Source organism: Streptomyces pactum, from assembly GCF_002005225.1.
Lineage (GTDB): Bacteria > Actinomycetota > Actinomycetes > Streptomycetales > Streptomycetaceae > Streptomyces > Streptomyces pactum_A.
The window spans coordinates 2,129,012-2,155,471 of the sequence record NZ_CP019724.1 but is presented as its reverse complement, the minus strand read 5'-3'; the positions used below and the strand labels follow the sequence as shown (position 1 = coordinate 2,155,471).

Genomic DNA, 26,460 nt, shown 5'->3' with positions numbered 1-26,460 from the left:
CCGCACACGGCCGAGACCACCGCAGTCCTATCGGGGAAGGAGGTGAACACCATGGCGAACTTCGTACTGGGGCTCCAGGGAATGGAGTCCGAGGCGAACAACCAGGACGTCCTCGCGAGCAGCTGGACGTCGGTCTGCTGCAAGTGCAGCTGGGTCAGCACGAGCTGCTGACCGGACTCGGTCGCGCCGGGGGCGGGCTCACTCGCTGCAAGCCCCCGGCGTGGTCGGCCGGGCCATCGGTGGAACGTACGAGAGAGCAGGTGGGACGCCATGCCCTTCCCCTCGGAAGGACGACGATGAAGCAGGCCGGCCGGGTGCGGACTCGTGACCTCGTGCGCTACATGCGTGGGCACGCGCTCGCCATGGCCCTCGCGGCGGTACTCTCCCTCGTCGCCGCCGGCGGGACGCTCCTCCAGCCTGTGCTGGTGCGGTCGGTCATCGACGCCATCTCGGCGTCGCGGTCGACCGCGGCATCCACTGTCGCGCTCGTCGCGTTGCTGGTGGGCGCGGCCGTGATCAACGGGTTCCGGGACTACATGCTGCGGCGCGTCGGTGAGGGCGTCGTACTGCGGATACGACAGCGGCTCGCGGGGCATGTGCTGAGACTGCCCGTCGCCGAGTACGACAGCCGCCGTACCGGGGATCTGCTCTCCCGCATCGGATCGGACAGCTCGATGCTGCGGTCCGTCGTCACCTCGGGGCTGTTCGAGATCTTCACCGGGACGCTGATGATCATCGGCGCGGCGGTCGCCGCGTTCCTGGTCGACCCCCTGCTGTTCGCGGTCACCGCCGGGGGCCTCCTCGCCGGTCTCGCGGGAGCGGCGGTGATCGCGCACCGTACCCGCCCGGCCTCCGAACAGGCCCAGATGCTGCTCGGAGAGATGACGTCCGGACTGGAGCGTGCGATCCGCGGCGTACGGACGATCCGGGCCGCGCGGGGGGAGCAGCGGGAGACCGAGGCGATCGCACACAGTGCCCGCCGTGCTTACGGGATGGGACTGCGGCTCGCCCGACTGCAGGCGTTCACGGTGCCCGTGGCGCACATCGCCACGCAGGGCGTGTTCCTGCTGGTACTGGGTGTGGGAGGGGCCAGGGTCGCCGCCGGCGGGCTTTCGGTCGGTGACCTCGTGGCGTTCGTGCTGTTCCTGTTCTTCCTGATCATGCCGGTGGGCCAGCTCATCGGCGCCTACTCCCAGTTGCAGACCGGCCTCGGTGCGCTGCAGCGGATAGAGGACGTGCTGCGCGTGCCGACCGAGACGGAAGGGGACGTCGTACGCGTCGGGCCGCCGCGAGAGAGCCGGGGGGCTACCCCGGTCTTCGGCGCCGGAGCCGTCCCCGCGCTCGTCTTCGACCGTGTGACGTTCGGTTACGGAGAGGGGGAGACGGTCGTGGAGGACATCAGCTTCACCGTCTCCCAGGGCACCCGCACGGCACTGGTCGGCCCGTCGGGCGCCGGCAAGTCGACTCTGCTGGCGTTGGCCGAGCGCTTCTACGAGGTACGGTCCGGCGCGATACGGCTGAGCGGGGCCGACATCCGCGAGGTTTCACGGGACGAACTGCGCAGCCGGCTCGGCTATGTGGAGCAGGAGGCACCGATCCTCGCCGGAACGCTCCGGGAGAACCTGTCACTGTCCGCGCCGGGCCTGTCCGACGACGAACTCACAGACGTCCTGCGCCGCGTCAACCTTGACGAGATCGTGAAGCGGTCTCCGCTCGGACTGGACGCGCAGGTGGGCGAAGGCGGCGTCCTGCTGTCCGGCGGTGAACGCCAGCGCCTGGCCATTGCCCGTACGCTCCTCGCCGCGCCTCCCATCCTGCTGCTGGACGAGCCGACCAGCAATCTCGACGCCAGGAACGAGCAGGCGTTCCGCGCGGCGATAGACGCCGTCCCCACCGACCACACGCTGCTGATCGTCGCTCATCGACTGGCCACCGTGGTCGACGCCGACCAGATCGTCGTCGTCGACCAGGGAAGGGTGGTGGGCACGGGTACCCACCACGAGCTCATCGAGTCCAGCACGCTCTACCGCGACCTGGCCTCCCACCAACTGCTGGTGGCCTGAAGGGGGGACCGATGAACGAGAACCACCGCGCCCACGGCGCCGACGAAAGCGGCCCGGCCCCGTACCGGGCGGATAATCCGAGCATCGCGGTCATCGGCTGCGGACCACGCGGGACGTCCGTGCTCGAACGCATCGCCGCGAACACACATCTCCTCGCCCCTGAGGAGCGTTTCGACATCCACGTCATCGACCCGTATCCAGTCGGTGCCGGACGGGTGTGGCGCCAGGGCCAGTCACCGCTGCTCTGGTCGAACACCCGGGCCGACGAGTGCACGCTCTTCACCGACGACACGGTCACCTGCCAAGGCCCCGCCGTCGAAGGCCCCACGCTGGAACAGTGGGCGCGGGATCTCGCCGCGGGACGCCTCCACCTTCCGCCGGGCTACCAGCCCGCCCCGGGGACGCGGGAGGAAGCCGCGCGGGTCCACGCCGGCTGGTTCGCCACGCGGAAGCTCACGGGTGACTACCTCGCCTGGTTCTTCTGGCGGAGCGTCGCTGCGGTGGCGCCCCGCGCCCACGTCCGGACGCACCAGGCGTCCGTGCTGTCCCTGGGCGATCTGCCCGACGGCCGCCAGCGCGTCCGACTCGACGACGGCGAGACCGTGGACGTGGACCTGGTGATCCTGGCGCAGGGCCACTTCCAGGTGAAACCGCAAGGTCCGGAACCCCGGCTCGCCCAGCACGCGGCAGCCCACCACCTCAGCTACCAGCCGACCGCGTACACGTCCGACATCTCACTGGACGCGTTCCCCGCGGGCGAGCCCGTACTGATGCGCGGATTCGGGCTGACCTTCATCGACATCATGGTGCTCCTCACCGAGGGACGCGGCGGGCGCTTCCGCCGCGAGCCGTCCGGCGAGTTGCGCTACGTACCGTCGGGCCGTGAACCCACGCTGTACGTGGGTTCCCGCCGAGGTGTGCCGTACCGCTCGAAGTTCGCATACGTCCTGTCGGGGCCCCCACCGCGGGTACCCCGCTACTTCTCCCCAGCCGACTTCGCCGACCACTCCCTGGACTTCGCCTCCGACCTGTGGCCCGCCCTCGCACGGGAGCTGACCGTGGCCGGCTACCGGGAGCTGGCGCACTCCCATCCCCAGCGCCTCGGAGTCGACGCCGGAGAGTTCCTCGACCGGTTGGACGCCGCTCAGTGGCGGAGCCCCGAGTTCAAGGACCTGATCGAGCAGGCCGTGCCCGACAGCCGTGACCACATCGACGTCGACGGGTTGGACAGACCGCTGGCGAACCGCCGCTTCCCCGACGCCGCTGCCCTGCGCGCGTGGATGCTGCACTACCTCGCCGACGACCTCGAGAGAGGGCGGAATCCGCGGTACAGCGCCCACCTGGCCGTCTATCACGCCATCTTCTCGATCTCGCAGGCGCTGTGGGCCGTGGTCCAGCGGGGAGAGGTCGAGCCCGGCAACGGAAGCCACAGCATGACGGCCTTCTTCGACTTCTGCCGGTTCCGTACCAGCGGCCCGCCGGGACCACGCCTCGAACAGCTCCTGGCTCTCGCCCGCGCGGGCGTCGTCGACTTCGTCGGCGCGAACATGAAGGTGACCTGCAGAGGCGGCGTGTTCGAAGCGCGCACCAGCAGCTTGGACCGGGTCGTACAGGCCCGGGCGCTGATCGAGGCCCGTTTGCCGGGACGCGCCCTCACGCGCGTGGCCGATCCCCTGCTCCTCCACCTCGTCGGTGAGCGTGAGATCAGGGAGCAGGTGCAGACCGACCCGACCACCGGCCGACGGCAGCCCACGGGCCTCATCGACACACGCGGAGCCCGCCCTCTGGGTCCCGACGGCTCTCCGCACCCCAGACGCTTCGTCACCAGCCCGGGCGACTTCCCCCGGCCGCGCACCAACGACCCGTTCCTGCACCAGAGCGACGCGGTGGCCAGGGAGGCGCTCCGGGCACTCGTCGAGGCGCGAAGCGGATCCCGCCGTCGGGCTTCGCCGCCCTCTCCGACCTCACATGTGTACTGAGGTTCCCCGTCGTGGGAGCGGACTCGTGCGGGGTGTCCCGACATGTCGGGGTGGTTCGCCCGAAGGGGAGGGCTGGACGGTCGGCCATGACACTCGCTGGACGCTCCGGGCGCCCGCACGTGGGCCAGTGGGCGTGAGCACGTCCGATACTCGCCTCACTGACCGGCGTTGCGGTCTCGCACGAAGCCGTTGGTGGGGTGGGGCCCGCCATGCGGCCCGAAGTTCGACGCGCTGCGGCGGTTGGTCCCGTTCAGGCCCGGCGGTCGCCGTTGAGCGCTCAAAAGAACGCGTATTGCGGTGAATATCTCCTGCCCGGCGGGCACCCCGCCCGGTGGCCCGTGCGCCGGTCTCGCCGCGGATCCGGGTTGCTGGTGGGGCAGGCGGGCAGGCGTGCAGTGATGCGGCGGTCAGCAGGTGGCCAGGGAAATGGCGATGTAGGGCGCGGCGAAGGCTGCCACGGTCAACGCGTGGAACACCCGTGCGACGGGTGAACGCCGGTGCGGCTCCCAGGTCCCGCCGATTGGGCCGCCCCAAGCCGAGTAGCGCCGCCGATCCTGGGGAACGATCAGGGCTTCCGAACGGGCATCTCCGCTCGCCTACCCGCAAGGATCGCCAATGCTTCCTGAGGTCCGCCCCCACGTGTCCGCCCCGCTCGCAAACCAGTTGGAACACCAACTGGGCCTCGCTTCCGACCCCGAAGCCCGGCATCTCGATGTGGAGCGTGTCGCCGGTATCGCGGTCGTCGCGGCTGCCCACTCCGGCGGCTACGCGTCCATCGGCCATCTCCTCGGGCTGCTGGCCGCGCTCCCTGCCCCCACCGAGGCGGGCGAACGCTTCTGGTCGGACCTGTGGAGGTCCTCGGGCACCGCCTACCTGCTACCCGCCAACCTCAAGGCCGAGGTGCTGCAAGCCCTGGCAGGCGAAGGAACCTCCCTGGCCCGACAAATCCTCTCGGCTGTCGAGGAGATGACCCCGCCCCAACGCGTCGCGGCTGGGGAGGTGATCGGTCAAGCCCTCGCCGAGTCCGACCATCTTCCCGACCTCAAGACACAGGTCATCGGAGAACTGTGGCTCCGAGATCTCGAACTCACCGCCTGGCGCGTCCTGCACGCCGACCGCAGATCGGACGATCCTGCTGGGCGGAAAGCCTTCCTCGAAGCCTGGACGAGCGTCTGAACGTCTGCCCCTCCAAACGGCACGACAGCCGCACCGGGCGTGCGGCGCCCCAGCCGCCACGCGGCCCGCAGCCCCGGCCTCGTATCCCTACTCAGCCGGCCCGATGCTCCTGTCCCTTCCGAGCCACATCCTGGTCGCCGACGACCAGCACGCCGGCGACCAGGACCGCGGCGTCGTCGCTTCCGGTCTCGGCGACGGTTGACGCTCTCAGCCGACGCCGGCATCCAGGAGCTCTCGGCCGAGGTAGCGCCCTCCCCAGATGCACCTCGGGTCGCGCAGCCATGGCCGCGCGACCCCGACCCTGTCTGTGACAGGCCCTCTCCCCACCCGCGAGAAGGGCTCACCGCCGACTGACAACACCGCCCGCATAGCCACGGCAGCTACGGACGCGGCCATGTCTCAAGCCATCCAGCCGATGTACGCCTCCCGCAGCATGCGCAAGGCGGAGGTGGTCGCCTGGTTCCAGCAGCACAGCAGCACAGCAGCACAGCAGCACAGCAGCACAGCAGCACAGCAGCACAGCAGCACGCCCACGCCGAAGACGTGGGCGGAGGGGACCTTCCGAACCATGACGGCTGACACGGGCGCTGCACGCCCGTGCACCCTGTCGTCTGAGGCAATGACCAGGCAGCACTGCCTCAGGCTGCGGGTTGTTTGGACACTTCGGCGGCGCGGCGGTGTCCGCCTGCGGAGCGCAGCGGGGTGATGAGGCGGGCTTCGCCGACGGCGCGCAGGAAGCCCGGGGTGGTGCCGAGCATCTCGGCGTCCCGGCCCATGGTGTAGGCGGGGTAGTCGTCGTCGAGACGGCCGAACGAGTCGTCTGCTGTCATCGCACCTCTGGGTGGAACGCGTGGAGGGGCCCTGGTGCCATACGGCACCAGGGCCCCGAAGGAACTGCTACACCATCTGCCGACCCCAGTAATGCGCCGGCCTTCTGTTTCCGCGTGCCCGGCCTGAAGGCTGCCGGGGTTGCGGGGATCGCGGATGCGTGACCGGAGACCACCTCACTATCGATGTCCTGCGGTACCCGGACCCATTACTCGTCCGGGCGATCCTGGTGGCGCGGGCTCCTCCGTTCTTCCCTCTGATCAATCACTTGCCGAACCGGTACTGCGGTACTGCTGGTGGCCTGGAAGAAGCGCCACTCTTCGGCAGCCAGCCCCGTCGCCCGTCCTGCATCTGCTCTGGCTCAGAACCCCACTGCCGAACTTCCCGGTACGCGCGCCCGCAGTAAGACGCCTTTACCGGGGAACCACTGGAATACCCACTGCGGGTACTGCGGTACTGCTCATGGCGGCCCCTGATCACTGCGGGCCACCCGGTCCGGCCGTCAGTCCCGTCGCCGTCCTGCAACAACCCTGGCTTCGGAACTCCACCGCCGAACCGTCCTGCGCACTGCAACTGCGTACTGCTGCCCGGCAGTTCATTTCTGCCGGGCCCTTCTTGATCTCGCCTACGAAAGAAACCATAACTGGCCCGCCACTCAATGTCTACTCCAGCCAACACAGACTTTCGTGAGTCTGGCCGCGAGGCAGTCGCCCACGAAGGGAACAGCGAGGACATTGACGATTCACTGGAGGCGGGCGCGCCGGCGGCCGGCAGGCGGCCGGAGGACCGACGGTTATCCCCGTCGCGTACGGTTCCCCGCCGCACCCCCCCCGAGTCGCCCGCCACGCTCTCGTACCACGACCTGTGGTGGGTCCTGAACGACCCCTACGACTCGTACATGGCCAGCGGCATCCACGGCCAGCGGTTGTTCGTCTCACCCGGCCTCGATCTCGTCGCCGTCCACTTCGGCTCCCAGGTGATCTCGCCGGACGTGCCGGTCGCCCCGCTCGTCCAGGCGTTCCTGCGGATCGGCGTCCGTCTCGGTGCGACCCGGTGAGCTTTCTGTGAATCGGGCCGCCGCGGCGGCGACCCTGCCCGGGATCCGCCACTCCGGTCCCGCCGTGGCAGCGGATCTCTCAGGCAACTCCCAGGAACTCTCCGAGTCCTTTCAGGCCGGGGTGACAGCGTCGGTGGCTGTTCCGATGAGCCTCGACCTGACTGGGAGCCCTTGCTGTGGCCACGTTCCTTTCCAGGCTGGGCCGGTTCGCCTTCCGCAGGCGCCGGCTCGTCGCGTTGCTGTGGGCGGTGCTGCTCGTGGGGACGGGCGTGCTGGCGGGGAGAGCACCCGCCCCGCCGCCCAACGACTTCTCGATGCCCGGCACGGAGGCACAGCAGGCGTACGACCTGCTGGAGCGGAGCTTCCCGGAGCTGAACGCCGACGGTGCGACGGCGCGGGTGGTGTTCCGGGCCGAGGACGGCAAGGTCACCGACGCCGAGACGAGGAGGGCCGTCCAGGAGACGGTCCGGGAGCTCGGGGACGGGCCGCAGGCCGTCCGGGTCACCGACCCGTACGCCACCCGGTCGGTCAGTGAGGACGGCTCCACCGCGTACGCGCAGGTGTCGTACGAGGTGCCCGCCTCGGAGCTGGAGGAGCGCTCGCGCGAGGCGCTGCAGGACACCGTCGAGCAGGCGGGCTCGCCGGAGCTGACCGTCGAGGTCGGCGGCAACGCCGTAAAGGCGATGGCCGGTGGGCATTCGTCCGAGGCCCTCGGGCTGGCCGTGGCCGCCGTGGTGCTCGTCATCACCTTCGGCTCGCTGCTGGCAGCCGGGCTTCCGCTGCTCACCGCCGTCCTCGGAGTCGGCATCGGCGGTCTGGCGATCAAGGTGCTCGCGGAGCCGCTCGGCCTCGGCTCGACCACGAGCGGTCTCGCCACCATGATCGGCCTCGCCGTCGGCATCGACTACGCCCTGTTCGTCGTCTCCCGCCACCGCGCCGAACTCGCCCGCGGCAGGGGCCGGGAAGAGGCGGCGGCTCACGCGGTGGGCACCGCGGGGTCCGCGGTCGTGTTCGCCGGTCTGACCGTGATCATCGCCCTCGCGGGACTGGGTGTGGTCGGCATCCCGCTGCTGACGCAGATGGGTCTCGCCGCCGCCGGCACGGTCGTCATCGCGGTGCTCATCGCCGTCACCCTGATTCCCGCGCTGCTCAGCCTCTGCGGACGCCGCATCGGCCCCGCTCGTCCCCGCCCCCGGCGCGCGGCCGGCCGGCCGAAGCCGGCCATGGGCGTGCGCTGGGCCCGCTTCGTCGTCCGGCGCCCCGTCACCGTCCTCCTGGGCGCGACCGCCCTGCTCGGCGCGATCGCCGTACCCGCGGCGGCCCTGGAGATGGGGCTCCCGGGCGACGAGTCCAAGCCCGCCTCGACCACGCAGCGCCGCGCCTACGACCTGGTCGCCGAAGGCTTCGGCCCCGGCTACAACGGCCCCCTGACCATGGTCGTCCAGACCGAGGGCGGCGGCAGCGCCCAGGAGGCCGCCCGCGATGTCGCCGGAGAGATCAGCGCTCGAGAGGACGTCGCCGCGGTCGGACAGCCCCGGCTGAGCAGGTCGGGGGAGACCGCCGTCCTCACCGTCGTGCCGGCCACCGCGCCGGCGAGCGCCGAGACGGCCGACCTCGTGCACGCGCTGCGCGAGCCGGCCCTCGTGAGCGACAGCCACGCCCACGTCCTGGTCGCCGGATCCACGGCGATGAACGTGGACGTGTCGCAGAAACTGTCCGACGCCCTGCTCCCGTACCTGGGGCTCGTGGTCGGCCTGGCGTTCCTGCTGCTGATCGCCGTCTTCCGCTCCCTCCTCGTCCCGCTCAAGGCGGCCCTGGGCTTCCTGCTCTCGGTCCTCGCCGGGCTCGGTGCGGTGGTCGCGGTCTTCCAGTGGGGCTGGCTGTCCTCCCTCTTCGGGGTGGCGGTACCGGGACCGGTCATGTCGATGACGCCGATCTTCATGGTGGGCGTCGTCTTCGGCCTCGCCATGGACTACGAGGTGTTCCTCGTGACCCGGATGCGCGAGGCGTACGTGCACGGGCAGTCGCCGAGGGACTCCGTGGTCAGCGGCTTCGAGCACAGCGCACGCGTGGTGACCGCCGCCGCCGTGATCATGGTCTCCGTCTTCGCCGCCTTCATGGGCTCCGACGAGCAGATGCTCAAGACCATCGGCTTCGGGCTCGCCGCCGCCGTCCTCTTCGACGCCTTTGTCGTCCGCATGGCGATCGTCCCCGCGGTACTCGCCCTGCTCGGCCGGCGTGCCTGGCGCCTTCCCCGCCGGCTGGACCGGTTCGTGCCCGACCTGGACGTCGAAGGCGAGCGGCTCGAACGCGGCCTCGGCGGCCGCACCGCGTCGGCGCCCGGCGCTTCGCTCGACGCCGGTCCAGGCCCGGCCGTCGAAACAGCGGGCAGCGGCGGCGGCCGGGGCTCCGGCGGCTGAGCCGCCTTCGCCATGGCCCGCACCGGCGCCCGCGCCCGCGGGGGCGGCGGCCCCCTTCCGTCGCCCCCGCCTCCATCCCGTTTCCCCGTCCCTGCCCCCGGCCACAGGAGCCCGCCCGTGTCCTCCGCCCCGTCTCGCCCCGCTGCTCCCGGCTCGCCGTGGCGCCACACCCTCGAGGGAGCCCTCTCCGTCGCGATCGCGGTCCTGGTGATGGCGGCCGCCGCGTGGGCGGCACTCGCCGCCCTGGGCGCCGGCGCGATCGCCCCCGTGGCCCGCCTCGTGCCGATGACGGTGAGCATGGCCGTCGGGGGCGGTGTCACCGTGGAGTCGGCTCCCTCCGCCGGGGCCGCCGACGACGGCGGGCTGGGCGGCGGCCTCGGCGGGCTGCTCGGCGGGTCCGGCGGCGGTGGCGGTGGCGGGCTCAGCCTCGGCCTGAGCGGTGCGGCGGCGGTGACGCCGCTGACCCTGACGTTCCTCGGTACGGTCGTCCTGGCGGTCGGCTTCTTCCGGCCCCTGCGCCGGAGGCAGCGGCCCGCCCCGGCGCTGCTGTGGGCCCGGTGCGGCGGCGCGCTGGTGACCGCGGCCGCGGTCCTCCCCGCCCTGGCCGGCACGGCTCGGGGCACCGCCCGGCTGCCCGAGTCCGTGACGGAACGGTTCGGCAGGGGCGCGTCGTCCGGAGCGTTCAGCCGGATCACCGGAGGCAGTGAGGGCGGAGGTCTCACCAAAGGGCTGTCCTCGGTGGTGTTCGAGACCGATGCCGTGGCGACCGCCTTCCTCGGACTGCTGTGGGTGGGCGCCGTTCTCGCTCTGGGCTGCCTCGCGGCCCGCCATACGACCCTGCCGCGCCCCCTCGCCCTGGGCCGCCTGCGACGGAAGTGGAACGCCGTCGCCTCCACCCTGGCCGGGACCGCTGCCGTGCTGTGCTGCTCGGCCTCGGCCGTCGCGCTCCTGGCCGGGGCCGCGGCCCTGACCGGGAGGGAACGGGCGGCGGAAGCGGCCGGTCTGCTGCTGCTGATCGGCCCCAACCTGCTCGGCGTACTGCTCACCACCGGCCTCGGTACCTCCTGGGAGGCGGGCGTGCACCGCATCCAGCCGGACGGCGGCGGAATGCTCGGCATGCTCGGCGGCGGTGCCCAGGGCGGTGGGGAGGGCACGGACACGTCCGTCGACCTCGGCGGCTGGTCGGGCGTCGGCGTGCCCCTGTGGCTCCTCGGCATGTTCCTGACGCTGCTCCTGCTGGTGGTCGCCGGGTACGTCGCCGCCTCCCGCACCCCGACGCGTACTCCGAGAGAGGAGTCCGACGCCCTTCTCGACCGCCATGTGGAGACCGCACTGCGGATGGGCATCGCCGTCGGCGTCACGGCCCTGGTGCTCCCTCTTCTGGCCCGCGGGTCGCTGCGGATCGGCATCAGTCTCATGGGCAACGAGATGGGCGGCGTCACGGCCGGTCTCGACGCCACTTCGGGCCTGTCCGCTCTCACCGGGTTCGTCCTGGCCGCCCTCGCGGGCTACGGTGGCAGCCGCCTGCGGAGCCGAAGGGTCCGCCGCCGGGGTCTTGCGGCGCAACGGCCGGGCACGGCGCCCCGACGACCGGCCGGCGCACGGTCCACGCCGTCCCGGGTGACGTCCGACCCTACGTCGTGAGCGTCGTGTGATCTCCTCGGAAGACCCTGTCAGTCCTGTTCGTGAAGGCGGCGATCCCCACCATGGCGGCACCGACACCCCCCTCGCACCACTCTGCGGGTCGCCCCAACCACCTGCTGGTCGTCGACGACGAGCCCACGGTCCGGGAGTTGCTGCGCACCGCTCTGCGCTACGCCGGCTTCGACGTGGAGGCCGCCGCCACCGGCCGGGAGGCCCTCGACCTGGCCGCGCGGCGCACGCCCGACCTCGTCCTGCTCGACGTCATGCTCCCGGACATGGACGGCTTCGAGGTCATCCGCCGCCTGCGGGCCCAGCCCCGCTCACCCCTTCCCGGCCAGGGCGGGGACGTGCCGGTCCTCTTCGTCACCGCACGGGACGACCGTCAGGACCGGCTGCACGGCCTGCGTCTCGGAGGCGACGACTACGTCACCAAACCCTTCGACCTCGAAGAGCTCATCGCCCGCATCCACGCCGTACTGCGCCGTACCAGAGGCGAGCAGCCCGCCCGGCTCGCGGTCGGCGACCTGGTGCTCGAACCCGAGAGCCACCACGTCACCCGGGCCGGCCGCACCGTACGGCTGTCCCCGACCGAGTTCCGCCTCCTGCACTTCCTGGTGGCCAACGCGGGGCGCACCATGACGAAGAACCAGATCCTGCGGAGCGTGTGGGAGTACGACTTCGGCGGCGACCCCAGCATCGTCGACACGTACATCAGCTATCTTCGCCGCAAGGTCGACACGGGCGAGCCCAAACTCGTCCACACCGTCCGGGGCGTGGGCTACGTGATCCGCGAGCCGCGGCCGTGAAGCGCCGGGCCTGGCGGCCGACCGGCGGGCGGCCGAGCCGGCTGTCCCTCCGTGCCCGCCTCCTGTGCCTGTCCATCGCCCTGGTCGCCGTCGGCCTCCTCGGCACGGGGATGACCGTCACCACGGCCCTGCGCGGCTACCTCCAGGACCGGGTCGACGACCGGCTCGTCCTGACCGGCCAGATCGCCGCCCGACTGGCACCCCCCGCCGGCACCGGCACCACGCCGAGCGTGCGGACGCTGAGCGTCCTCGGCGACACCACCGTGACCTACCTGGACGACGACGGCACCACCCGCAGGGCGTTCGACGCGAGCACCGCGCCGCCCGGTGGCGGTCCCGAACTCCCCCCGCTCGACCGCGAGGCCGTCCTCGCCAGGGAGGGCCGCCCGTTCACCGTGAGCGCCCGGGACGGCGACCACGACTGGCGGGTCATCGCCCTCACCCAGCCCGCGCAGGTCTTCCCGCCCGGGCGGGAGGACACCCGCGGCAGTGTTCTCGTCGCCACCTCCCTCGACGAGGTCGACCGCACCGTCACCACGACCCGGAACCTCTCACTGACCGTGGGCGCCGCCCTGCTCGCGCTCCTGACCGCCGCCGGCTGGTTCGCCGTCCGCTCCGGACTGCGCCCGCTGACCCGGATCGAGGAGACCACCACGGCCATCGCCGCCGGCGACTACTCCCACCGCGTCCCCGAACTGGCCGCGCCGCACACCGAGGTGGGCCGCCTCACCGCCTGCCTCAACCAGATGCTCGCCCAGATCGACACGTCCTTCCGGGCCCGGGCGCAGGCCGAGGCGAGAACCAGACGCTTCTTCGCCGACGCCGGCCACGAACTGCGCACTCCCCTCGTAGGCATCAAGGGCTACACCGACCTCTACCGCATGGGCGCCCTGCCCACCCGGGACGACCTCGACCAGACCATGACCCGGATCGCCGAGGAGTCCGAACGCCTCGCCCGGCTCGTCGAGGAGATGTTCCTCCTCGCCCGCCTAGACGAGGACACCGCGCACGCGGGCCCGGACCGGGCACCGGCCTTCGCCCTCGACCTGGCCCCCATGGACCTGCGCACCCTCGCCGCCGACGCCCTCCATGACGTTCGTGCCCTGGACGCCACCCGCCCGGTGGCTCTCACCGGCCCCGGCGGCGGCAAGCCGGCGACTGCCCCCGCCGTCGCCGACGAAGCGCGCCTGCGCCAGGTCGTCACCAACCTCATCGGCAACGCCGTCCTCCACACCCCGTCCGGCACGCCCATCAGAATCGGCGTCGGCGTCGTCGGCGGCCGGGCCGTCATCGAAGTCGCCGACGAGGGCCCCGGCCTCACGCCCACCGAACGCGAACGGGTCTTCGACCGCTTCTACCGCACCGACGACTCCCGCACCCGCGCCACCGGCGGCTCCGGCCTCGGCCTCGCCATCGCCCACGCCCTCGTCACCGCCCACGACGGCCGCATCACCCTCGACACCGCCCCCGGCCAGGGCTGCACCTTCCGCATCGAGCTCCCACTGCCCGACCCGTCATACCGAGGGATCGCCGACGGGAAGGCGTGAGGCGGACGACAAGGGGCGCCGGACCACGCGCCTCACGCTTGCGGGCTGTCCTGTGCCTCGGGTTCCGTGAGCGTGCCCGGAGCCGGTGAGTATCTTCCCCGGAGCGCTTGATGCCCCAAGGCGGAGAGCGAGAGCACGTTCCCCGCGCGAGGCATGTGGATCCGGCGAGGCCGAGCAGGTACCAGGATCCTCGGCGCACCGCGTCCGGGCGGCTCGGCGCTCTGAGTGCTCAGTGACGCCCGGTTCAAGAGCGCAGCGACCGGGAGCCTTCGGTACCGGCCGAAAGTCCCAGAGAAGTTGCAGAAGGCGCCGCCACCTCCCCGTGGAGGAGCAGCCTTCAGCCCTTGCACTCGGTAACGAACTCATCGCATCCGAGGGTTCAGCGGCAGAACGTCGGCCTCGGCTTGACATGAGGAGCGCTGAGAAGAGCACTCACTACGACTCCTCCGATTGCCGACCCTTTCCAACTGGGCTGAGAGACGTCGTCATCACCACTGCTGCTGCAGTCCGATGATGGTTCGCACGGGGAAGTGTCCTCTTCTTCGGTGGGAGAGTCTCCTGCGTCGAAGCTTCCGGGGTCGGCTTTCATGTCAGCCTTGAGCGCCTCCGCCGTCTCGTCGCTCCAGGTGCGCGTTTCCCAGCTGGGGTTGTACTGTGCGTAACCGCCAGTGCCACGCGAGTGGTACTTCTCCTCCGCGTACTGCTGCCCCTTCTCGGTGAGCCCATATGCGCCGGGGCTTCCGTACAGGTACCCGTGGAGCTTGAGGAGCTCATTCATTTCGCGAGCCGTTCGGGTGAACTCCCAGCCCAGCACCCGCGCTGATTTTCCCATGGAGTGAAGCTCCCCGCTTGGCAGTAGCCTGAGCGCGGAGTGCATCGTATCCGCGCAATACACGGCGCCGTAAGCCTGACGGTCGACGCCCGAACGGGGCCAGCGGGCTAGCTGTGGTAGGTACGGGCCGCACGGCGTTCATGGGGGCTTCCGTTGCTCTGCTCTTGATTTCTCAGGCCGCTCGACGAGTTTCGACTTCTCGAGCTGCGCGCCAGCCCGAACCGCGGGACCAGGGGGCGTTGGTACGCCAGCCCACCCAGCGGTCGCTGGCATGTTCGGAGACGATAGAGCCAGGTCGGATCGCGCATGACGGCGATCCCGACCTGCGACTACGTTGCTGAGGAGTGACCCGTAGTCGCAACGAAGCGATCCCAGGAGCCGCTGATGTCCGGGAACCCGAGCAAGGAGCAGCCGCCGGTCGTCGACCGCGCGACCTTCGAGCAGCAGTTGGAGGGGCTGCGGGCGAGGGAGAAGGCCCACACCCGCGAAGGCGACGCGATCGCCGCAGCACGCCGCAGGCTCCCGATGGTCGAGGTGGCCGCGGACAGCCCGTTGCTGGGGCCGGACGGCCCCATGACGCTCCTGGACGCGTTCGAAGGGCGACGTCAGATGATCGCCTACTACTTCATGTGGTGGCCCGGCCGGCCGGCCGCTGAGCAGTGCGAAGGCTGTACCTGGGTGATGAGCCACGTGGGCGAGCTGGCTTATCTGCACTCACGCGACATCACCTTCGCCGTGTTCTGTCAGGGGCGGAACACGGCCTACGGCTACGGGGATGCGCAGACGTCGTACGAGGAGAGCCTGCGCTACCGCGCCTTCATGGGCTGGGCGATGCCGTGGTACTCCGCCCAGCCCTCGCTCGAGTCGCTTCTTGTCGGCCGGGAGCTCGGCTTGTTCCACCTGGTGTGCTACCTGCGCGACGGCGACCGTGTCTTCGAGACGTTCTGGACCAAGCGTCGCGGGGCCGAGGCGGTGGACTACAGCTACGCGCTCATGGATCTTACGGTGTTCGGGCGTCAGGAGGACTGGGAGGACTCACCGGCAGGCTGGCCGCGCCTCGGGCAGGCCACGCGGACCCTGGGCGGGGCTCCCGACTGGCCGCCGCTGTGGGAGTGGCCGGGTGGGCGTCCCACAGCGCAGTGGCCGCGCGTCGACGCCGACCGCTCCGATGACCTGGGCGCCACCGGCACCGGCCCGGCGACCGAGCCCGATCACTGCCACTGATCGTGTGACGCGTGACCAGGCAGCAGCGGCCTCCTCGCGTTCGACCAGGGCCCGGGTTCCGAACCTGGCGCCCGCGCGGACCAGGGGCACCGGGCGAGCGCCGGTGATCGCGCGCCACCGCTCCATCCTGGCGCACGAGCTGAGCCTTCAGGAACACGCCGAGAGATCCGCTAAAGGCGGCCGTCTCCTACTTCTCCAGCCCCTACGCCGTGATGGGCTGCGGGCCGGTGCCGATGACGCCGGGTGCGGAGCGTTTCGGCTTCGAACTGGAGGTCGCCGCTGTGGTGGGGCGCGGCGGCCGCGACCTGACCGCTTTCCGATGAGCGGGTCACGTGACGTGCATGGCACTCAGAAACTCCGCGCTCGGCCCGGCCAGAAGTCCCAGGAAAGTCCCAGGGGCACCTGCGAGTTCCCCCCTGCCCCGCATCTGTGCAGTTCAGGAGGGGTTTCGCGCTGCTTTCCCTCCGAGCTTCAGATGTCCCGGGAGGGACCGGCCAGCGCCATGACCTGCAGTGATAGTCGATCACGGGGCGCTGACCTGCGCGAATGGGCTTTCGATTGCTTCACGTTCGTGCCTGTTGATGCAGCCGGAAGTCCCAGAAAAGTCCCAGGGGACTCCCCTTGCTCATGGCCGACCACCCTTCAAGCGGTCTGACCGACCACCGAGCATCACGAAGCGGACACTCGCGTCACACCCTCACCAGGTACTTGCCCGCATCGGCCACGCGGGCCGAAATCGCCCTCTTTTTAACTGCTCCGAGGTGTATGGACCCTGGCGGGAAGGGATGCGCACGGACGGTGCCGAGGGGGACCGCGATGTCCGGACCGCTCTACGTTCCCGTTCTGCCGACGAAGCCGCACGCGGCCGGGGTCTTCCGGCGGCTCTGGCCGGACGTCCGGGCCGTGATCAGGCCGCTGTGGAACCTGCCGCCATTGCCCGGGGTGCTGCCGGAGGCGCTGGGTACGGTGATCGGTACGTACGTCGATCGGGTGAGTGCCGTGAGCCGTCACGGCGGATGGATCGACGCTCCCTTCGGTGAGGACGCTCAGGCTGCCGCCCTCGCCGAAGCGCTGGCCGTCTACTGCGAGTTGGGATGGCTGCGACCGGTCACCGGGCCGGAGAGGACCGCGGAGCAGCAGGCGGGGGCCGTGGAGACGGCCCGGCGCTGCCTGCGCGGCCTGGGTGTGCGGGTGCGGGTCACGGGGGAGTGGGACGGCCGCCTCGGGGAGGGCGTCCGGGGCTTGCTCGCGCTGACCGGTCCGGAGATGCCCCTGCATCTGCTGGTCGACATGGGCGCGGTCCTCGACGACCGGCCCGACGCTGGCAAAGAGGCGCTGCGCACCCTCGACGCGCTGATGCCCTTGGCCGTTTGGCGGAGCGCCGCCCTGCTCGGAGGCGGCTTTCCGCGGGCCACCGCCGACATGCTGGAGGAGGGATCGTGTGAGGCGTCGCGGGCGGAGTGGCGCATGTGGCACGAGGTGCGCGCGACGGGGCGGGCCTACGTCCCGCTGCTTGGTTACGGCGATTACGGAGTGCAGCCCCCCGGCGCTCTCGCGCAGGCCCCGACGCCAGGGAGGAAGGGTGGCCCACCCTGGGGGGCGCTCCGTTACACGACCGACAGCGCGTACTTCGTCGTCAAGACGCTGACCCGAGGGCCGGACCGGGTCGCCGTCAACCGCGCCGCGGCCCGCCGGATCATCGAACTGGCTGAATTTCGGGGTTCTGGGGCCGGGCCGGGTGAGGAGTGGCTGAGTGACTGTGCGAACGGCCCGCTCACGAGCAGTGAGGGTGTGGGCGGGCCCACGGAGTGGCTGAAGGCGGGAAACCTTCAGCACATGACGCACATCGTACGGAGCCTGTCCGACGGTTGAACGGGCCGTCGGCCAGGCTCCGAGGAACCCCGGCCGTCCTGCGCGCGGCTCAGTCGATCAGCGGTGCCAGCGCGTGCTCGCCCGACAGGATCCGCCAGGCGGGCACCCACACAGTCCGGCTCACCGGGCAGGGTTTGGCGCCGTGGCCCCCGGAGGGCAGGTCGGTGAGCAGGTCACCTCGCGCGTGGAGGAGCCGGAGGTACCGCGCGGGGTCCGTGCTGGGTCTCGGTCCAGGGTCGTTGAGCACCGCCGTATTCTCGCCGGCGTCGGTGAACAGCAGGTCCACCAGGTGCCCGCCCACCAGCACGGTTCGCTCCAGATCGGTGATCCCCCGTCCGGTCAGGTACCGCTGCAGGCGGTCGGCGAGGTCCTCGCGGGCCTCGGCCGCAGGGCCGGGCGTGCCCGCTTCGGCTGGAGCGCCGTCGTCGCCCGCTTCCAGCGGCGCCGAGCGTGCGGGGAGGAGGGCCGGCAAGCCGCTCTGCTCCCTGCCACAACGCGAGGCTGCCGACGGTGAGCAGCTGCGACTTGGCCCGGGTGACCGCCACGTTCCACAGGTCGACCTGGCTCGCGACCCAGTGCCTGGTCCGGGGCGGGGTGTTGAGCGCCGCGTCATTCTTCGTCGGCCGTGCCGGCGCCGTTGTCCGGCTCAGCGGTCGGAGCCGGCGTCGGCGGAGCTTGAGTCGGCTCGGGCCGATTGCCGACGGGCCGGTACCCCCTCTTCCCGTTGGGGTCCAACTGTGGTCGTGTCTCGGTCACCTGCCGTGTCCCCTTCTTCGGCCCCGGGAAGTACCTCGATGAAGTCGAGGAACTCCACATCATCCATCCGAATATAGATTCCGCCGGAACGCGGCAGTGGACGTTCGAAGGATCCGGCGCCGGACATGGCCCATGCGGTCTGCAAGTACAGGTCTGCGGCTTCCGGATAGCCAGAGCTGTAGGACCGCTCCCCGTAGTACCCGCCCGCCCAGAGGCCGCTCTTCAGACGGGCGCGTACCAGACAGTGGCTCCTGCGCTGGAAGACCTTGTCCCATGCGGTGGGGGTCGGGTCGTAGGTGGACCGGCTTCCTCGCGAGCCCAGCCATGAGGTGAGCCAGGCGGCAGCGGCCGGCACCACGATCAACAGGGTCGTCGCCGTCAGCGCGGCGACGCGAGGGTTGTCGGCCGCGCCGGTCAGCCAGCCCCGGCGACGGTCGTAGACGAGATGCACCAACCATGGGCCGGCGAGCAGGACGTAGAGGGTGTCGAGAGCGATACCCGCGGTCACGGCTCGGAGTATGCGCTCTCCGAGGTCTCTGTGACCCGGGACCGGGCCACGGGCGCGTTCGCGGACGAACTGGTAGGTCACGCCGGGGAGCACCAGAAGAAGAACGATCACTACCTGGGTGACTGTGGTGGGCGCGTGCGGCATCGTCGTATGCCCTTCCGAACAGCGGGTGCAGGATCCTCGCGACCTGATGGCCCAATGTCGCCTGATCCCAGGATGACTTGCAGGTACCACAGACATACTGGCGTGATGATTGCCCACTGTTGGGGAGGCTGGGACAACTGATGCATGACCATCTGCTGCGCCTACGCACTACGTGGGTTGACAGTCTCGCAGCTCGGGTCTGTCACGGTCTCAGGCCCGAGACATGCCGCTCCGACATGTTCCCCTCATGGGTCGCGGATGATCAACTGACACTCGCCACTGTGCTGACCCGCGTCGCGACGGACGACATTGAGTGCCGCTCTCCACAGACCATTAGCGATCGACTTCGATCGACCGGCCTCGTCCTCCCAGGAGTACCCGGATCGGTGGTGGCCCGCGACCTTGTCATGCCGGTCCTCCGCACGGTCCGCAAGGGCGGCGTGCCGTGGGAACAGTGGTGGGCTGTGTACGGACTGCACGCCTTGCTGATCGAGTTGTGGGCGGGACGCCGACTGTCGACACATCCACAGGAGAAGGTCCGCGACGAGCTCAAGGCAGTCTGGTGCCTTGAGGATGACCGGGTTGTAGACGCCGTCCTGGACAACACGGAGGACCCCTTCACCTTCCTGCCTACGGATCTCCTGCACGAGTCCGCCACCGGAACGGCGAGGGGGTGCACGCAGTTCCTCGTCACCAGAGGCTTGATGAAGATCACCCTCCCAGACGCCTTCCTGAGCACCAGGCCAGGGCTGGCCGACAGACCGGAGCTCACGGAGGTTCTGAAACGCTGGTACCACCGCGTCGATCTAGAAGAGACTGTGCAGCGTGTCCGGGGTCTTTCGCCGCACCTCTTGATGGGTTTACGCAGAGATTTCGAAGCGTGGGATGCCCGAATGGGCCAGATGGCCTCTCACTTGACGGCACAAGAGGTCAAGCTGTTCACGCCCATGACGGAGGATGAACGGTACGGCGAGGAGTGCCTTCGGGCGGGCTGGGGCCTGCATCGAGCCGAACTGGACCCAGACGACGCTTTATTATGGCAACCGGATTCCGTCGCCCGGGACTCCTCGGTGCCCGATTGGATGGCCGAGGAAATCATCACGTGCGGTACCCGCTTTTTCCACAGGCAGGCAGGTCCTCACCCCGTCTGGTTGGCCACAGTGGAGACGGACGCGCATATGGCGGCCGTGCGAATGCTGATGGAGCCGCCAACACGGTACGGCTTCGGGGTCGAAGACTACGATGACGGTCTGAGACTGTGGTTCCAGTTCCCCGCACATCCGGCCGACCCCGACCCTCCCTTCCGGGCCCCCTACACCTACTCCCTCTCCTGGGTGGAACATGCTCTGGAACTCCTCCATCTTGCGACCGTTGGGTACGCCCGTCTCAGCGTCGTCCGGCTGGTAGGCGACGGTGAGCTCAGGGCAGTGGGCAGTATCCGGCTCGGTCTGCCGGAAGAGGTGTGCGCCCGGGCAAAGGAAGCCTCGATCGCAGCGCTTCGTCGGCTGGTCGGTGACGAGACGCAGACGATAAGGCAGAGGATCGCCCTTGAGGGCCGGGACCAGGCCGCAGAGGTCGCCTTCCAGACCTGTGAAACCGCCAAGGGCGAGGACATTCATGACGAGCTAGCCCTGGAGTCCGACGCCCCTGAGTACCAGTCCTTCATCGCAGCCGCACGCCATCTCGCCTGGCTTCGCTCTCGGTATGCCGCCGACCTGCTCGACGGGAAAGGTCCGTTGGAGGGAGATACGGAACTGAAGGCCGCTGCCGAGGACAGGCAGAGAGCTCTGGAACTGCTTCGGGCGACCACGGGGCATGGGAAGGGCAAGCCACGATGGACTGACCGCTCCGACAGACCCTCCGTGGACGAACAGAGTGCGTTCGTCCACCTCATCAACCGGTACGGAACTCTCCAGCTTGCGGTGTGCCGGACCCGTGCGGGCCACTCGCACTTCGATCTAGTTACGTGTGAGGGGTTTCCCCTCGTACCGCTCGCCGGTGCGGTCGATGAATGGACGCGGCAAGCACCGGATCACCCCCAACGTAAGTGGCACGACTACCTGGAGCAGTTGGTTACTGAGTGCGGTGGGCCGGCACAAGCCATCATCGAGACGGTTACGCCCCATGAAGTCCGTCGGTTGGTGCTCAGCCCCACAGCTCCGCTGGAGCTCCTGCCCCTTCACGCAGCTCCGCTCGGCAGCGCGCGCACCTCCACCTTGATCGATGCTTTCGAGCAGGTGGTCTACGCCCCTACGGCTCGACTCGTGTCCGCCATCGAGAGTTCCCAGCGGCAAGCGGCTGTGGTCGAGGTGCTGGTAGTGGCACACGGCGGTGGTCACCTCCCCGGCCTCGAGCTGATTGGCGGCCCACTGTGCGAAGCCCATGTGATCGAAGGTCTTCACGACAGCGTGGAAGTTGTCATGGAAGAGGAGGCGACTCCGGCCCGCGCTTTGCACATGATGCCCATGGCCCGGATCGTCCACGTCGCGGCACACGGCTTGACCCACCCGAATCGCTGGGCCGCCGGACTCGCCCTGCACGGCGGTTCGCTCGGGAAGGCCATGCTCACTTCCAGTGGGATCCTCGCAGACGGGATCTTCTCCAGTGTCGACCTGGTCATCCTGAACGCTTGCAGAACAGGCACGCACGAAGGCACCGGCCGTACCGTGCAGACCTTGCGCAGCATCGAGTCCGCGTTCCTCGCCTGCGGCGCGAAAGCGGTCATCTCCACCCTGTGGGACATCACGGACCTGCAGGGTGTCGTGTTCTCCGCCGTGCTTCACGCACACCTCGGTGCTGGATTGGACTCCCACAGCGCTTACGCCGACACCATCCGCTACCTACGTGAGTATCGGTGGCACGTGCCCTCTGGGGCAGGTCCGGCGGGCGCCGCCGAATCAGCCATCGACACGATACTTTCGGACTGGCGGAGCCACCTTGACCAGCAGGTCGCCGAGAATCCGCTGTTCTGGGCCGCATTCAAGATCACTGGAGTCGTCTGAGTCACGCGCTCACGGTCGCAGCTTCGCGCGTGCTGTTCAGCACGGAGAGGGAAGTCTCAAGGAGAGCGGTGTCCGGTCCGGCTGTGATGGATCTCGACCTGAATTGCCACGGTGTGGCCGCGGTATTTCGCCTCGGTCAGGAGTTGAGCGAGCGGGCCCGGCGTCCGCACCTGGCGGCGAACGTGCAGCGCGCGGCCTTGCATAGACTGGCTGCGTTCTGGGCCGGTCCGCCTTCCAGAGCAGCGGTCGCAGGTCACGCAGGGGAGGCTTCGGCGACGTGGAACCACTGAGGGACGAGGACCCGAGGGAGATCGGGGGCTTCTCGCTCGTATGCCGGATCGGGTCCGGCGGCATGGGAGAGGTGTTTCTCGGGGAGTCCGCGGCCGGCCACCAGGCCGCCGTGAAGGTCATCAAGCCGTCGGTCCTCGATGAGGACACCCGGGCGCGCTTCGTGTCCGAAGTGAACAGTCTGCGCACGGTGTACGGGCCGTTCGTCGCGGCGTTCGTGGGCGCGGACGCGGACGCGGACCAGCCCTGGCTCGCCGTGGAGTACGTCCCCGGACCGGACCTGCGCACGCTCGTCACCGGACATGGTCCGCTGCCGCTCGCCGAGACCGCCAGCCTGGGCGCGTTGCTGGCGGAGGGGCTCGGCACGGTGCACGACGCGGGGCTGCTCCACCGGGACCTGAAGCCGCCGAACATCCTGCTGTCCCCGTACGGTCCGAAGGTGATCGACTTCGGTCTCGCCGTGCTCGCGGAACGCCGTACCACCCTGACGGCGACCGGCTTCGTCGTCGGCAGCGTGCTCTGCATGCCGCCGGAGCAGGCCCGGGGCGAGCACCGGCTGGACCGGTCGGCCGACGTCTACGCACTGGGTGCGGTACTGCTGTTCGCCGCGACCGGGCACTACCCGTACGAGGGGCCGACCTGGCAGGCCGTCGCCCTGAAGATCGAGGACCCGCACACTCCGCCCGACCTCACGGGTGTCCCACCGGAGCTGGCACCGCTGATCACGGACATGCTGGCCTCGGATCCGACTGCGCGGCCGGCCCTGCCCGAGGTCATCGAGCGGTTGGTACGGGCCATCCGGGACCAGGGGCTGACCGCTCTCCAGGCCAAGCGTCGCCTGACCGACCTGACGCCCGAAATCGTCGTGCCCCACCTTCCAGCGCCGCCCCCCGGCCAGGCGTCCGGAACCGACACCTACGCCTACACGCCCGGCGCCATCGACCCGACGGCGGCCGAGGACGGGGAGCGGCTGGACGCGTCGGTGCCCGCCGGGGCCGGGCGGCATGACGCCGACGCCGAAGCCGGCGAGGAAGCCGGGAACGCCGTCTCCCTCGCCCCGCGGGAGACCGTTTCCGAGGAGAGCGGGGCCCCGCCGCGAAGCCGCGGGGCCATCGGCGTCCGCCCCTCGGCACCCCTGAGGATCGCCGAGCGGATCCGCGCCGCGTACGCCCGAGAGGCACGCTTCTGAGTAGCCGCGGTCCGCGCCCCGAAGCCCGTACGGACCCCTCCGCCTCCGTGACAGACTTGCCGTCGCAGGACCGCACGACGCACGGGAAGACGAAGGGGCCGCGGGTGACCGACCAGGGGGCGACACAGGAGGGGACCCGGTTTCCGCCGGGGGCGCAGATCTCCGTACGGGACGAGGAGTGGCTGGTTCGCAACACCACCACGACCGACCACGACGGGGAACGGATCGAGGCGGTCGGCGTCTCGGAGTTCGTGCGTGATGAGGAGGCCGTCTTCTTCAGCGGCATCGACGAGGTGGAACTGCTCGATCCGGAGAAGACCCGCCTGATCCCCGACACCTCCTCGTACTTCCGCAGCAGCCGCCTCTTCCTCGAAGCCGTCCTGCGCAAGACCCCGCTGCCCCAGTCGGAGCGCGGCCTCGCCCTCGCAGACGGCTTCCTGCTGGACCCGCTCGTCTACCAGCAGCGCCCCGCCGAACTCGCCCTGTCGATGCGCAACCTGCGCCCCCGGGTCCTGATCGCCGACGTCGTGGGCCTCGGCAAGACGCTGGAGATCGGCCTGACCCTCGCGGAGCTGATCCGCCGCGGCCGGGGAGAACGCATCCTGGTCGTGACCCCGCAAAGCATCCTGGAGCAGTTCCAGCACGAACTGTGGACCCGCTTCTCCATCCCGCTCGTACGGCTCGACTCGCTCGGCGTCCAGCGCATCCAGCGCGAGCTGCCGGCCGGCCGGAACCCGTTCACGCACTACAAGCGCGTGATCATCTCCGTGGACACCCTCAAGAATATCGGCCAGTACCGGCACCACCTGGAGCGCATCCGCTGGGACGCCATCGTCATCGACGAGTCCCACAACCTGATCAACCCGGGCAGCCAGCGCCGCGCCCTCGCGGAGATCCTCGCCCCCCGCACGGACGCCCTGCTGCTGGCCAGCGCCACCCCGCACAACGGGGACAAGCGGTCCTTCGCCGACCTGATCTCGCTGCTCGACCCGGCCGCTATCGCCGACCGCGACCACTACGACCCGGTCGAGGACCTCGGCCACCTCTACATCCGGCGCACCAAGATCAGCCGCGAGGTCCGGGACGAGCTGGGCACCGACGAGTGGCCCGACCGCGGCCGCACCGTCTCCCTCCACTGTGCCGCCACCGAGGCAGAGGAACGGGTCTTCGCCGAACTGGCCGAGCACTGGATTCCCGCCGCGCCGAGGAGCACGGAGTTCGGCACGGCCGACGAGGACCGCACCTCGGTCGCCACCGAGGCGGTCTTCGCCTACAACCTGCTCAAGACGTTCCTCTCCTCGCACGTCGCCCTCGGCGAGACGGTCGCCAACCGCGTCACCGCGCTCGGTGAGAGGACCCGCAGGGCCGAGGAGAAGGGGCTGCGCCCCGATCCGGCGATTGCCGGCGAGCAGGCCGCCCTCGCTCGGCTGCGGGACATCGTCACCGGCATGGGTGACGGCACCGCACCCGGCGACTCCGCCAAACTCGACTCGCTCGTCGAGCAGTTGCGGGAGATCGGCGTCGGCCCCCGGTCCACCACACGGGCCGTGGTCTTCTCCGAACGGGTCCGCACTCTCAAGTGGCTGGCCGAGGTCGTCCCCGCCCGGCTCGGCTTCCCCGTCGCGGCCGACGGCACGGCGAAGGCCGTGGCCGTGATGCACGGCGGCCTCAGCGACGACGAACAGGGCAAGGTCCTGGAGACCTTCGGCCTCGCCGACACACCGGTCCGGCTGCTGTTCACCGGCGACGTCGCCTCCGAGGGCGTCAACCTGCACCGCCAGTGCCACCACCTGATCCACTACGACATCCCGTGGTCGCTGATCCGCATCGAGCAGCGCAACGGCCGCGTCGACCGGTACGGGCAGCGGCACGAGCCCCAGTTCCGGGCGCTGATCCTCACCTCGTCCGTACCCGGCGCCAAGGACGACCGCACGGTCGCCGAGAAGCTGCTCCACCGGGAGGAGGAGGCGCACAAAATGGACGGCACCGCCGAGGCCGTGTCCGGTTTCTACCGCGCCGAGGAGGAGGAGCGCCGGCTCATCAAGGAGCTGGTCCGCGGCGGCACCGTCGAGGACTTCCTGGACGACGCTCCCGGCGCCGACGACACCGCGCTGGCCGACCTGTTCGGCCAGGTCGACACGATCACCGAGCAGGAGCTGCCCGCACGCGCCGAGCTGATCTCGCTCTTCGAGGGCGACACCGCCGCCTTCGTCTCCACCGCCCTCGACGAGGTTTACCAGGAGCGCGCCGAGGACGCGATCGGCCTGTCCTCGGGCACCGACGCCAAGGGCGGCGCCTACTTCTCGCTCTCCCCGGCGCTGGCCCCCGACCTGCTCCACCGTCTCAAGGCCCTGCCGCCCTCCTACCTCAAGGAGCAGCGCGTCGCCGAGCGGATGCTGGTCACCTTCGACCGCACCCTCGCGCAGCGCAAGCTCACCGAGGCCAGGGACAGCAGCACCAGCATGTGGCCGGAGGTCTCCTTCCTCACCGACATCCACCCGGTGGTGGAGTGGCTGACGGACAAGGTCCTCGTCGAGTTCGGCCGCCAGGAAGCCCCGGTCATCACCACGCCGCACGTCGACGACCCGGTCTTCCTGGTCCAGGGCATCCACTCCAACGCCCTCGGCCGCCCCACCGTGGTCCGCTGGATGGCCGTCACCGGGCTCGGCGCCGACGGCACCGGCACCGGCACACCCGAGGTGCGGCCCATGGCCGACGCGCTGCGCGATGCGAAGGTCGGCCCCCGGCTCGCCCGCACCGGTGGCCCGCGCGACCTGGACCGGCTCCAGACCCTCGTGCCCGCCGCCGTCGCCGCGGCCCGCCACCACCTGGACGAGGGAAGGGCCCAGTGGGAGGAGCGGATCAGCGAGCCTCTCGCCGCCTACCGCGCCCACGTCGCCCAGTGGCGCACCGACTCCCTGCTGCCCGGAGTCACGGGCCGCCGCGAACGCGTCGTCGAGGAAACCGCCGACGAACTGGCCCGGCTCCTCGACCAACTGCACACCACCGGCCGCCCGCTGCTGCGCGTCCTCGCCGTCCTCGCCCGCCCCGGCGGCCCGGACACCCCCGAAGCCGACGAGCCCGCAGCCGACGCCCACCCGTCCGACGCTCAGGCGGAGAACTGA

Annotated in this window: 17 protein-coding genes and 1 pseudogene; 13 read left to right on the top strand and 5 right to left on the bottom strand. The window is 70.3% G+C overall.

Features of this window, described 5'->3' with window-relative positions:
* Window positions 1-296 precede the first annotated feature (296 nt).
* The 3 genes from B1H29_RS08895 (at window position 297) to B1H29_RS08885 (ending at window position 5,218) form a co-directional block, all read left to right on the top strand.
* The gene (locus B1H29_RS08895) at window positions 297-2,063 is read left to right on the top strand and encodes an ABC transporter ATP-binding protein (RefSeq protein WP_055419722.1); all 1,767 of its coding nucleotides are present in this window, start codon (window positions 297-299) and stop codon (window positions 2,061-2,063) included.
* Between the two features lie 11 nt (window positions 2,064-2,074).
* The gene (locus B1H29_RS08890; RefSeq protein ID WP_055419721.1) at window positions 2,075-4,042 is read left to right on the top strand and encodes an FAD/NAD(P)-binding protein; all 1,968 of its coding nucleotides are present in this window, start codon (window positions 2,075-2,077) and stop codon (window positions 4,040-4,042) included.
* A 615-nt stretch (window positions 4,043-4,657) separates the two neighbouring features.
* Window positions 4,658-5,218 (top strand): hypothetical protein, encoded by a 561-nt coding sequence (locus tag B1H29_RS08885; RefSeq protein ID WP_199832385.1) that lies wholly within the window; start codon window positions 4,658-4,660, stop codon window positions 5,216-5,218.
* Window positions 5,219-5,617: 399 nt separating this feature from the next.
* On the opposite strand, the gene B1H29_RS38020 is transcribed toward B1H29_RS08885, so the two are convergent.
* Both B1H29_RS38020 and B1H29_RS08880 read right to left on the bottom strand, forming a co-directional pair.
* On the bottom strand, window positions 5,618-5,788 hold the full coding sequence (locus tag B1H29_RS38020) for a hypothetical protein (RefSeq protein ID WP_159027804.1): 171 nt from the start codon (window positions 5,786-5,788) through the stop codon (window positions 5,618-5,620).
* A gap of 71 nt (window positions 5,789-5,859) precedes the next feature.
* Window positions 5,860-6,048: pseudogene (locus tag B1H29_RS08880) on the bottom strand (MerR family transcriptional regulator); the annotation flags it as partial.
* An 896-nt stretch (window positions 6,049-6,944) separates the two neighbouring features.
* On the opposite strand from B1H29_RS08880, the gene B1H29_RS39230 reads away from it, so the two are divergent.
* The 5 genes from B1H29_RS39230 (at window position 6,945) to B1H29_RS08855 (ending at window position 13,520) form a co-directional block, all read left to right on the top strand.
* Complete coding sequence (locus B1H29_RS39230) at window positions 6,945-7,103, top strand: hypothetical protein (protein ID WP_234393080.1); 159 nt, start codon at window positions 6,945-6,947, stop codon at window positions 7,101-7,103.
* 176 nt (window positions 7,104-7,279) lie between these two features.
* Complete coding sequence (locus tag B1H29_RS08870; protein WP_079160107.1) at window positions 7,280-9,523, top strand: MMPL family transporter; 2,244 nt, start codon at window positions 7,280-7,282, stop codon at window positions 9,521-9,523.
* 117 nt (window positions 9,524-9,640) lie between these two features.
* On the top strand, window positions 9,641-11,167 hold the full coding sequence (locus B1H29_RS08865) for a streptophobe family protein (RefSeq protein WP_055419720.1): 1,527 nt from the start codon (window positions 9,641-9,643) through the stop codon (window positions 11,165-11,167).
* 62 nt (window positions 11,168-11,229) lie between these two features.
* Window positions 11,230-11,973 carry a response regulator transcription factor gene (locus B1H29_RS08860; RefSeq protein WP_055419979.1) on the top strand — a complete coding sequence of 248 codons (744 nt, stop codon included), beginning with the start codon at window positions 11,230-11,232 and terminating at the stop codon, window positions 11,971-11,973.
* Window positions 11,970-13,520, top strand: a complete 1,551-nt coding sequence (locus tag B1H29_RS08855; protein WP_055419719.1) for a sensor histidine kinase — start codon at window positions 11,970-11,972, stop codon at window positions 13,518-13,520. Before B1H29_RS08860 ends, B1H29_RS08855 begins: the two co-directional genes overlap by 4 nt.
* Before the next feature lie 379 nt (window positions 13,521-13,899).
* On the opposite strand, the gene B1H29_RS38015 is transcribed toward B1H29_RS08855, so the two are convergent.
* Window positions 13,900-14,334, bottom strand: a complete 435-nt coding sequence (locus tag B1H29_RS38015) for a hypothetical protein (RefSeq protein ID WP_159027803.1) — start codon at window positions 14,332-14,334, stop codon at window positions 13,900-13,902.
* Between the two features lie 402 nt (window positions 14,335-14,736).
* Between B1H29_RS38015 and B1H29_RS08850 the strand changes: the two genes are divergently transcribed.
* Together B1H29_RS08850 and B1H29_RS08845 are read left to right on the top strand one after the other, a co-directional pair.
* Window positions 14,737-15,576, top strand: coding sequence for a DUF899 family protein (locus tag B1H29_RS08850; protein WP_055419718.1), 840 nt, complete (start codon window positions 14,737-14,739; stop codon window positions 15,574-15,576).
* 816 nt (window positions 15,577-16,392) lie between these two features.
* Window positions 16,393-17,448, top strand: coding sequence for a beta family protein (locus B1H29_RS08845; protein WP_055419978.1), 1,056 nt, complete (start codon window positions 16,393-16,395; stop codon window positions 17,446-17,448).
* Window positions 17,449-17,497: 49 nt separating this feature from the next.
* Here the strand turns inward: B1H29_RS08845 and B1H29_RS08840 are convergent, their stop codons facing one another.
* Together B1H29_RS08840 and B1H29_RS08835 are read right to left on the bottom strand one after the other, a co-directional pair.
* On the bottom strand, window positions 17,498-17,920 hold the full coding sequence (locus tag B1H29_RS08840) for a hypothetical protein (protein ID WP_055419717.1): 423 nt from the start codon (window positions 17,918-17,920) through the stop codon (window positions 17,498-17,500).
* 174 nt (window positions 17,921-18,094) lie between these two features.
* Window positions 18,095-18,856, bottom strand: coding sequence for a DUF6338 family protein (locus B1H29_RS08835; protein WP_055419716.1), 762 nt, complete (start codon window positions 18,854-18,856; stop codon window positions 18,095-18,097).
* A 281-nt stretch (window positions 18,857-19,137) separates the two neighbouring features.
* Here B1H29_RS08835 and B1H29_RS08830 point away from each other — a divergent pair, with 281 nt between their 5' ends.
* From B1H29_RS08830 to B1H29_RS08820, 3 genes are all read left to right on the top strand, one after another.
* Window positions 19,138-21,858 carry a CHAT domain-containing protein gene (locus tag B1H29_RS08830; RefSeq protein WP_159027802.1) on the top strand — a complete coding sequence of 907 codons (2,721 nt, stop codon included), beginning with the start codon at window positions 19,138-19,140 and terminating at the stop codon, window positions 21,856-21,858.
* 277 nt (window positions 21,859-22,135) lie between these two features.
* Window positions 22,136-23,335: a serine/threonine-protein kinase gene (locus tag B1H29_RS08825; protein WP_055419714.1), complete on the top strand. Its 1,200-nt coding sequence runs from the start codon at window positions 22,136-22,138 to the stop codon at window positions 23,333-23,335.
* 104 nt (window positions 23,336-23,439) lie between these two features.
* The gene (locus B1H29_RS08820; RefSeq protein WP_055419713.1) at window positions 23,440-26,460 is read left to right on the top strand and encodes an SNF2-related protein; all 3,021 of its coding nucleotides are present in this window, start codon (window positions 23,440-23,442) and stop codon (window positions 26,458-26,460) included.